Here is a 9,071-nt window from a genome sequence, read left to right on the forward strand (position 1 = left end):
TTATTTTACCTTCCGCCATATGGCGACATTGATACAAATCGATAAAGCGGCTATCTGGATCAACATCGAAGCTCCACCATAGCTCACGAAGGGCAAAGGAACTCCCGCCACCGGCAAGAGCCCAATCACCATCCCGACATTCACCAACCAATGCCAAAAAATAACGGATGTGGCTCCCACTACCAACAAAGTTGCAAAGCGATCGTGGGCTTTCGTGGCGATGCGGAGCATGGATAAGATCAGCGCTAAGAACAGAGCCAGGACTCCAAACGCCCCCACAAAGCCCCATTCTTCTGCCAAAACCGAGAAAACAAAGTCTGTGTGGTTCTCAGGTAAGAACGAAAGTTGCGTTTGAGTGCCCTCACCGTAGCCCTTGCCTAAAAATTGGCCTGACCCAACGGCGATAATCGACTGCATGGCTTGATAGCCTTTTCCTCTCACATCGGCATCGGGATCCAGAAACGTATAGACTCGATGCTTCTGGTAATCATGCAAGAAGAAGTTCCAACCAATCACTGCAGCACTGATGGCCACAACTCCGATCAACACCAAGGAAAAAGTCCGGACTCCACAAAAAAGCACCATCGTTCCAGAAATGGCTAAAACAATGGTCCCAGTCGCTAAGTCCGGTTCTACGGCGATCAGCAAAAAGGGTACCAGCATCACATCTCCAAGCGCGACCCAACGTTCCAAACGAAAACCTTCTCTCATGATCACTTGAATGGAAAGAAACAGCCAACCAACAGCCAATAGGATCAACAGGATCGCCGCGATGCGATACTCTGGAAACTTCTTGATCACCCCAATCGCCACTCCAATCAGGGCAAGAGGCCTGGATGGGTTCAGAGGGCGCAAAATGTCTAAGAGGCCATAACCGCCTGCCATTTGAAAGTTTGTACAATAACGAGCGGTTGCAAGCACAGCAGCGATTTTCGCTAATTCAGACGGCTGCAAACGCATAAAGCCCAAATCAATCCAACGTTGCCCCCCTTTGGCCACAATGCCAAAAACAAGCACACCCAATAAAAGGCCCATCACAGCGATGTAGAAAGGATAAGCCACCCACTCCAGGGTTCGCGTTTGAACAAAAACAATCACCACACCCAAAGTCACTGCTATCCCCAGCCAAATCAATTGATAAATGTACAAGTTAGGCTGAGTCGCTTTGGCAGCGGAAAAAATATTCACCACCCCAATCAAACACAAGAGCATCGCATAAACAAAGAGACCTAATGGAAATCGAACTCGAAAAGAACTATTTTTGCTTCGCATACCGACCTTTCATTCGAACTTTTTCAAACCAAGTCTTGATCACCTCAACCACCACAGGAGCGGAGGTTGAACCTCCGAAGCCTCCATGCTCAGTCATGGCAACGACCACGATTTCAGGTTTATCCGCTGGAGCAAATCCCACAAACCACGCATGATCACGCTCCCAATACGCCACTTTGCTCGGATCTAAGTGCTTCACCGCTTTGGACAAACGAACCACCTGAGCGGTCCCCGTTTTTCCACCGATCACCACTCCAGACTCTTTGAGCCATTGAGCCAATTCTGGCAAATCAGACCGATAGCGCAAGGCATGGACGGTTCCACCCGGTTCAAAAACATGAGACAACGCTTCCTTGACCAACCCCAAATTCCGAACGCTGTCTTTTAAATGAGCCACGGGCACAGGTTTCTTGACTTCTATGCGATGACCTTCTACGTCTTGGATTTCGCGAACCAACTGAGGACGATAGAGTGTACCTCCGTTAACAATCGCATCGTAAGCGACCGCGAGTTGCAAAGGCGTTACGGCAACATCTCCTTGCCCGATTCCACTGTTGACGACCTGGCCGGAGGTATAATAACCAAGTCGCTTCTTATAATAAGCCTGATCAGGCATGATGCCCGGAATCTCCATATCCAACTCGACTCCCGTTTTTCTACCAAAACCAAGCAGTCGTGCGGTCTGGGCCAAACGTTCGGAGCCTAGTTCATAAGCCAAGTTGTAGAAAAATGCATCGCACGACGTCTTTAGCGCTTCGATGACATCGACACTCCCATGCCCTTCTCGTTTGTAACAGCGCCAGCTCGCTCGACCAAGATGAAATAAACCATTGCAATATTTTCGATCCCTGAGCCCGACTAATTCGTGTTCAAATCCAGCCACTGCGGTAATCGCTTTAAAAGTGCTACCTGGAGCGTAGTGCTCTTGGATGGATTTATTGAGCCAAGGTTTTAAGGGATCGAGGGTGAGACTCTGAAATGCTTTTCGATTATTTCGTGCAAGAAGGCGATTGGGATCGTAGTTTGGGAAACTGGCCATCGCCAAAACAAAACCGGTCCCCACTTCTAGAGCAACAATGGAACCCGCCTTCCCTGAAAATGCTTTCTCAGCGGCTGCTTGCAGCTCTGCATCCATCGATAACACGATCGACTTCCCAGGAATGGAAGGTTCTACTCGATCATCGCCCAACCAGTCTTGTTCCAGCGCATCCGAATACCGCCTCCCCTTGGCATCGACTACCACTCGTTCGAAGCCATCCACTCCTCGAAGAACCGATTCGTACACGAGCTCGATCCCTTTTCGCCCCATCTTTTGACCTTGCCGATAATCGGTTTTTTTTTGAAGCTCAGAAGCAGAGATCTCATTCACATAACCAAGCGCGTGAGCTGCCATCGGACCATTCACATAGCGACGACGAATCGAATCAAATAAAGACAATCCAGGCAAGGTACCCAGTGAAATAGCAGATTCTAATCGCGCATAAGCTTCAAAATCCAAATCCGGAACGAGCAAAATTGCTTTATATTGCCCTAAACCAGACGATTTTTTGGCAGCTGCCTTCCAATAAACTTCCATTTCTTCGGCAGAGATTCCAAGCAACTGAGTCAATTCAATTAAAGCTCCTGCCTGATTGGGAAACATCAGCGGATCAATGACCAGATCGCAGTCTTGCAAAAAAGCACCAGAGATTGGATTCGACTGCATCCAAGACTCCAATCCCTGGCAAGACTGGGAATTCAACTTTTTCAAGGTGAATTCCGTTTTAGCCGCTTGGATTTGCTCGGCCGCCCGTCTCATATCGGCTCGTTTGTAATGAAGCCATGGCGCCATTCTTTTTACGGTTGACTGCACATCCGGAAAAAGTGAGAATGTAATGTACAGGTCGTGAGAAGGACGGTTATCGACTAAAATGACTCCTGCTTGGTCCATAATCAGACCTCGACTATGAGGAATGAGTCGTTCTTGTATGAAGTTGCTTTCGCTTCGGTCTAGATAATAATCGCCACGAATCAGCTGCAAATAAAAAAGTCTCACTCCAAGAAGCACAAAAATGATCACTGGAACGATATTTAAAAGAGCGAATTTTCTATCCGAAAAAACCATAATTTAATCTATTTTAATAATTGATTTAGGCAAACAATAAAACACTAAAATTCCAAAAAAACAATCCAATAAAGGCCCAATCATCAAACTGGCCCAGCTCAGTTGATCGAAATAGGATAGAATTATCCGATCCAGCCAAGATACCCCCAACAAAAGCCCAATCAACATCGGCCAGTGAGGCTTTCCTAAAAGCGCACAGGTTAGCAAAGCAATGGCACCCGTCAAAGAAGTCGCCAGCAAAGCCGCCCCAGAAGAGTTGGTCGTCAAGATGTCTAATACGATTCCAGCAACGACGATACCCCACATGGCCTCAAAGGTTTCTAGGCAAACAACCCCTGCAACGACTCCGATTGGCCCCAGCAAAAGATACGGATTGCTCACGTGAAAGAGGACAGGAAAAACAGCCAAAAGCGCCTGCAGAACCAGAGTCAGAGCCAAAACCAAAAAGACCGCTATCATAGTTTGGGGCTCATTCTCAAAGACTGAGAAATCGCTTCTCGCCTTTGGGCTGGCGCATCTTGATTCGTTTTAGTTAAAATCAAAACTTCTTCTAAGTGATTAAAACGCACAAAGGGCTCGATTTGAGCTTCAACATACAAACCCTGACGGTGATTTTCAACTTTGGATACTCGCCCAACCGGCATGCCTTCGGGGAATTTGGCACCAACACCCGATGTGACAACCACATCGCCTTCACGAACATCCTGAAGACGATCGAAGTCTCGAACCAGCGTCCCACGCATAATTCCTTTGGCTCGGGATCGTTCGAGTACTACATCGATGGCACTGGAAGTGTCCGTCAGTAAAAGTACTTGGCTGCTGTGCTTGCCCACCAACATGACTTGACCGACGGCACCCGAAGGAACCATCACGGCGTCACCTTTCTTAACTCCGGCAGCACTACCGCGATCAATTTGTATATTTCGAACCAGCGGAGCTCCGAGTTCTCCAATAATCGAAGCCCCCACAACACGTTCTTTCAGCCCTCGTTCCGCTGAAAAACCCAACAACACACGAAGCCTTTGATTCTCTTGCTCACTTTCGGTCAAGAGAATTTCCAAAGCTCGAACTTCAGGTTTCATCTTGCGAAGTTCAAATACTTCTTGTTCGTTTTCACGATTCAGACGCACTCGGTAGACAAGATCTGTGACTCCGCCAAAAAGCCAAAGCATACTTTGCTGAATCGAGCTCGATAAATCCAGAATAATACCCGAAGTCACTTCGGACAAAGCGGGTGCTTTTCGACGAAACCGAGAAACCACGAAAGGGGCCGCTAAGAGACAAGCGACGGCTACCAACGTTTTAAATTTACCTAAAAATCTCCACACACCTGCGCCTAAATTGTCAAAACTTGTTTTAATCGATCGAGCTCTTCCAACACCTTACCGGCTCCCAAAACGGTTCCGCACAACGGATCTGCTGCCAAAACCACGGGAACACCGGTCTCTTTTTGCAACAAAACATCTAAGTTTCGAAGCAAAGAGCCCCCCCCAGATAGGATTATACCCCGATCAACGATATCGGATGCAAGCTCTGGAGGTGTTCTTTCTAAACTCATGCGAACCGCTTCCGCAATCGCGGCGATGGGTTCACACATAGCTTCTCGAATTTCATCGCAACCGACTTCAATGGTCCGAGGCACTCCCGCAATGATGTCTCGACCTTTGACTTCCATCGTTCCCAAGCTGTCATCGGGAAACGCCGACCCCAATCGAATTTTAATCTGCTCAGCGGTTCTCTCCCCAATCAAGAGCGAATAACGCTTCTTAATGGCCGCGGTAATCGCGTCATCCAGGTTGTCTCCCCCAATTCGAACCGAATGGCTAAAAACAATTCCACCCAGTGAAATAACCGCCACCTCTGTCGTTCCACCGCCAATATCAACAATCATATTGCCATAAGGCTCTGTAATGGGCATCCCCGCGCCAATCGCTGCCGCCATGGGTTCTTCGATCAAAAAGACCTCTCCCGCGTTAGCCGCTTCCGCGGCTTCTTTGACGGCTCGCTTTTCTACTTCCGTAATTCCGACGGGAACTCCCACGACCACCCGAGGTCTTAGAAACGACATGCGCCCCAGAACTCGAGCAATAAAAGTCTTAAGCATTTCAGCCGTCGCATCAAAATCGGAGATGACGCCTTTTTGAACAGGACGAATGGCATTGATGGCGCTGGGAGTTCGGCCCAACATATCTTTCGCTTCGCGGCCTACGGCCACCACTCGATTCTTTCCCGAAATACGCTGATCCACCGCGACAACGCTTGGCTCGTTAATGACAATTCCACGTCCGTGAAGAAACAGAAGCGTATTTGAAGTTCCTAAATCAATCGCAATATCGCTGGAGAGCCAGCCGGTCAAAAAACGAGCCATCTTGATTATCCTTACTACTCTAGTTAGTATCGCTTTTGAATCAAAAAAGGAAAAAAAATGCTTGATCTGATGCGACAAAATTCAAACTCTTGGGCGACCGGCCTCCTCTTTGCCGTGATTATTTTTGTTTTTGCCATTAATTTCGGCCCGTGGGCAGGAAACCTTCAAGGTGAACTGAAATACGCGGCGGAAGTAAACGGCCATGTGATCACGTTTCAAGAATACCAAATGGCCTACGCGGCCCAAATTCGCTCCATTCAAGCTTTACAGCCTGATTTTAACCCCGATGACTCCCCGGAGCAAATTCTCAAAACCCTGGTTCTGGATCACTTAATCGCTAAAACCTTGCTGGCACAAACGGCAAAAAACCAAGGCTTCGTCGTCACAGACACTCAATTGGCCCATTTCATTCGCACTCATATTTTTGACAAAGCCCAGAAAATGGATCGCGAAACGTATCGGCGAGCCATCTACTCAAGTTACCATATGAGCGAAAATCAGTTTGAGTCTCAACTGAGGCAGGATTTAGCGTCGGAGCAATTGTCTCAGCTGATTCAATCAACCGTTCAATCTGAGCGCGGAGCTGCGTTTCTCGATGAATATGTTGCATTTCTCAGAAAAAAAGCTTCCGTTAAGATCTAAATACGACCTGCATTGACAGGTCTTTGCGATTTAACGATGATTTCTGGCATGCAGATTCAACGCGATGTACTGGCTTGTTCACTGGACGAGCTTAAGTTGCTCATGGTCGAACTGGACCAAAAGCCGTATCGGGCCAAACAATTGTTTGAAGCCTTGCATCAGCAATGGGTGATCGATCTGGAGCAAATTACCTGCTTCTCAAAAGAATTGCGCGAAAAACTAAGCCCGCTGGTCGATATCCCGAAGCTCACTATTGTCAAAGTCAAAGAAAGTTCGGATGGAACCCGGAAATACCAGATTCAAACGCACGATGGAAAACTCATTGAAAGTGTGTTTATCCCGAACGCCGCCACGGACGGACGCAACACACTTTGCATTTCCAGCCAAGTAGGATGTGCGATGGGCTGTAAGTTTTGTGCCACAGCTGCGCTGAAGCTGAGCCGGAATCTAACCGCTTCCGAAATTATTGGTCAAGTCTATGCAGTCAATCGAGATTTACGAAACATTGGCTGGAAGAACACACTGGCCCCCGAAAGCGAGCCTTCCGAAAAAGCCCGCATGATCCACAATCTCGTGTACATGGGCATGGGTGAGCCCTTGCATAACTATGACCACGTTCTGAGGTCCATTCAACTTCTGTGTGCCCAGGAAGGCCAAAACTACTCCGGTCGCCGAATTACAGTCTCAACCTCAGGCATTGTCAAAAACATTCAAAAATTGGGAGCTGAAACCAACGTCCATATTGCTATCAGCTTCAACGCAACCACCAACGAATTGCGCGACGATATCATGCCGGTCAATCTCAAGTGGCCATTGGAAGATTTAGTTGAAGCTTGTCGAGCCTTCCCGCTGCAAACACGCCGGCGAATCACCTTTGAATATGTGATGTTAGCCGATTTGAACGATACCGATGAAGATGCCTACCGACTCATCAACTGGCTCTCGGGCATCAAATGCAAAGTGAACCTCATTCCGTTTAACCCTCATCCATTGTCTCCTTATCGACGCCCCAGCCTGGATCGAATCAAGGCCTTCCAGCATATTCTTCTTCAGAACCATATGACGGTTTTTATTCGAGGAACCCGAGGGGACGACATTGATGCAGCATGCGGCATGCTAGGCGCTCAGAAGCTTGAGATCGCCCGAAACGTCCAAAACTAGTCCCCACACGCTATCATGGGCGAGGCTCATGAAAAGAAGCTCGCAACCCCTTTGGGCTGTATGGCTCGCGCTTGTCTTACACCTTGGCGTCTTGGAATCTTGGCGGCGCTTGGCGACCTCGACGCACTCGATGACAAATCTTTCATCCGCTTCAAAACCCATTTCCATTCAGCTCAAGCCTCAAGCGCCAAAACCCCGAAAGCAATTGGTCCAAGTAAGCCCCCCAGATGAAGAAAAAAAGCCTCGAAAAGCGAATTATGAGTCCGAATACCATCGACAAGTTGACCGTGAGACCCAAGGCCAAAATACAAGCAACGAAATTTCTTCTCCTGCTAAAAGCCTCCGAGCACCTCAAAGGCCTCAACACAAGCAAGGCCTTCTACCCAAAAGTTTCCTGCCCACCTGGAGGGATTTGGAAGCGAAAGACCAAGCTGCTCGCTCCGATTTCAACGACTCTCTTCCAAATTTAAACATAGGCGCTGAAACGCGACTCAATACGTTTGAGTGGAAACATGCTTCTTATTTCAACCGAATCAAAGAAAGCGTCTCACGTCATTGGAATCCAAACCGATCCATCCAACGTTACGATCCAGCGGCCGCTTTGATCGGCCAGCAAGACCGGCTCACCGTCCTTTCGGTTACCATCGACCCCAAAGGCGAGCTGACTTCCATCGAAGTGTTCACTTCAAGCGGGGTTTTTTATTTGGACGACGAAGCCCAAAACGCTTTTCGAAAAGCCGCCCCCTTTCCACACCCTCCTCAAGCTCTGTTCTCGCATGAACCCGTATTTCGTTTTGATTTCGGATTCATGGTCAGCATGAAACGAGGTTTCATGCTCGATTTTGACTAAGGCGTGCCTTCAACCTGATGCCAAGGCCTAGCTGACTCTACACCCGCAGCCTTCCATCTGTTTTGCACATCCATCATCGTAGTCGATGCGGTTTCAAGGCGACCATCACTCTTACAGCATTCCTGCTACCAGGCTCCGCCTGGTGCGCGAACCTTCGGTCGCGCAAGAAAAAAGTCTAAAGGACTAAAAGTCAAAGCGTCAACATCCCATCCTCAACGCGCGCAACGGACATAGAAATTATGGCTCATAACACCGTTGCTGCCGACGCCGCCATAACCGAAATCGACGACCCACGCGTTAAGAGGATCACCGTCCAACGGAGTGCCGGACCAATACACATCGCCATCTTGTTTTTCTGACACACCTCGTTGTTGATACAGCGCCTCTAATTCCCAAATCGTTGGCAGCCGCCATCCTTCCGACGAACGACTCGCTGCATAAGCTTTGGCTTCTTCAAAAGTCATTGCCTCAGGACTCTTACGGTCCCATTCCAAAGCAGGGACGTCTTGTGCATAACGAGGGCCTTCATACCAATCATTAACTCGCCTGAACGGATTCACTCGCATCGCTTGGGTACGGACGACTCCAGGCGCATGGATAGGAGTCACACTTGAGGCCGCCTGCAAAACCTGAGCAGGGGCAACTACCAGCGCATGGGCAGGAGTCACACTAGC

Annotated in this window: 9 protein-coding genes; 3 read left to right on the top strand and 6 right to left on the bottom strand. The window is 48.6% G+C overall.

Features of this window, described 5'->3' with window-relative positions:
• The 5 genes from I8H75_04080 to I8H75_04100 are packed head-to-tail and all read right to left on the bottom strand — an operon-like array spanning nucleotide 1 to nucleotide 5,744.
• Complete coding sequence (locus I8H75_04080; GenBank protein MBH2006506.1) at nucleotides 1-1,272, bottom strand: rod shape-determining protein RodA; 1,272 nt, start codon at nucleotides 1,270-1,272, stop codon at nucleotides 1-3.
• Nucleotides 1,256-3,376 (bottom strand): penicillin-binding protein 2, encoded by a 2,121-nt coding sequence (gene mrdA / locus I8H75_04085; protein MBH2006507.1) that lies wholly within the window; start codon nucleotides 3,374-3,376, stop codon nucleotides 1,256-1,258. The genes I8H75_04080 and mrdA overlap by 17 nt, the downstream gene beginning before the upstream one ends.
• A gap of 3 nt (nucleotides 3,377-3,379) precedes the next feature.
• The gene (locus tag I8H75_04090; GenBank protein ID MBH2006508.1) at nucleotides 3,380-3,835 is read right to left on the bottom strand and encodes a hypothetical protein; all 456 of its coding nucleotides are present in this window, start codon (nucleotides 3,833-3,835) and stop codon (nucleotides 3,380-3,382) included.
• On the bottom strand, nucleotides 3,832-4,704 hold the full coding sequence (gene mreC / locus I8H75_04095) for a rod shape-determining protein MreC (protein MBH2006509.1): 873 nt from the start codon (nucleotides 4,702-4,704) through the stop codon (nucleotides 3,832-3,834). The genes I8H75_04090 and mreC overlap by 4 nt, the downstream gene beginning before the upstream one ends.
• A gap of 8 nt (nucleotides 4,705-4,712) precedes the next feature.
• The gene (locus I8H75_04100) at nucleotides 4,713-5,744 is read right to left on the bottom strand and encodes a rod shape-determining protein (GenBank protein ID MBH2006510.1); all 1,032 of its coding nucleotides are present in this window, start codon (nucleotides 5,742-5,744) and stop codon (nucleotides 4,713-4,715) included.
• 57 nt (nucleotides 5,745-5,801) lie between these two features.
• On the opposite strand from I8H75_04100, the gene I8H75_04105 reads away from it, so the two are divergent.
• Genes I8H75_04105 through I8H75_04115 form a run of 3 tightly spaced genes read left to right on the top strand, consistent with a single transcriptional unit; the run spans nucleotide 5,802 to nucleotide 8,397 of the window.
• Nucleotides 5,802-6,386: a SurA N-terminal domain-containing protein gene (locus I8H75_04105; protein ID MBH2006511.1), complete on the top strand. Its 585-nt coding sequence runs from the start codon at nucleotides 5,802-5,804 to the stop codon at nucleotides 6,384-6,386.
• A gap of 48 nt (nucleotides 6,387-6,434) precedes the next feature.
• Complete coding sequence (gene rlmN, locus I8H75_04110) at nucleotides 6,435-7,547, top strand: 23S rRNA (adenine(2503)-C(2))-methyltransferase RlmN (GenBank protein ID MBH2006512.1); 1,113 nt, start codon at nucleotides 6,435-6,437, stop codon at nucleotides 7,545-7,547.
• Nucleotides 7,548-7,575: 28 nt separating this feature from the next.
• Entirely contained in the window at nucleotides 7,576-8,397 is an 822-nt protein-coding gene (locus tag I8H75_04115; protein MBH2006513.1) for a TonB family protein, read from the top strand.
• Nucleotides 8,398-8,609: 212 nt separating this feature from the next.
• Here I8H75_04115 and I8H75_04120 read toward each other — a convergent pair.
• Nucleotides 8,610-9,071 (bottom strand): DUF1566 domain-containing protein (locus tag I8H75_04120; GenBank protein ID MBH2006514.1); only part of this gene is annotated, 462 nt, incomplete at its 5' end.

The organism is Myxococcaceae bacterium (assembly GCA_016000045.1).
Taxonomy (GTDB): domain Bacteria; phylum Myxococcota; class UBA727; order UBA727; family JABDBI01; genus AER2-1.

Coding starts and splice junctions, on each gene's coding strand:
- I8H75_04080 (MBH2006506.1), bottom strand. CDS start 1,272: ATGCGAAGCAAAAATAGTTCTTTTCGAGTTCGATTTCCATTAGGTCTC.
- mrdA (MBH2006507.1), bottom strand. CDS start 3,376: ATGGTTTTTTCGGATAGAAAATTCGCTCTTTTAAATATCGTTCCAGTG.
- I8H75_04090 (MBH2006508.1), bottom strand. CDS start 3,835: ATGATAGCGGTCTTTTTGGTTTTGGCTCTGACTCTGGTTCTGCAGGCG.
- I8H75_04100 (MBH2006510.1), bottom strand. CDS start 5,744: ATGGCTCGTTTTTTGACCGGCTGGCTCTCCAGCGATATTGCGATTGAT.
- I8H75_04105 (MBH2006511.1), top strand. CDS start 5,802: ATGCTTGATCTGATGCGACAAAATTCAAACTCTTGGGCGACCGGCCTC.
- rlmN (MBH2006512.1), top strand. CDS start 6,435: ATGCAGATTCAACGCGATGTACTGGCTTGTTCACTGGACGAGCTTAAG.
- I8H75_04115 (MBH2006513.1), top strand. CDS start 7,576: ATGAAAAGAAGCTCGCAACCCCTTTGGGCTGTATGGCTCGCGCTTGTC.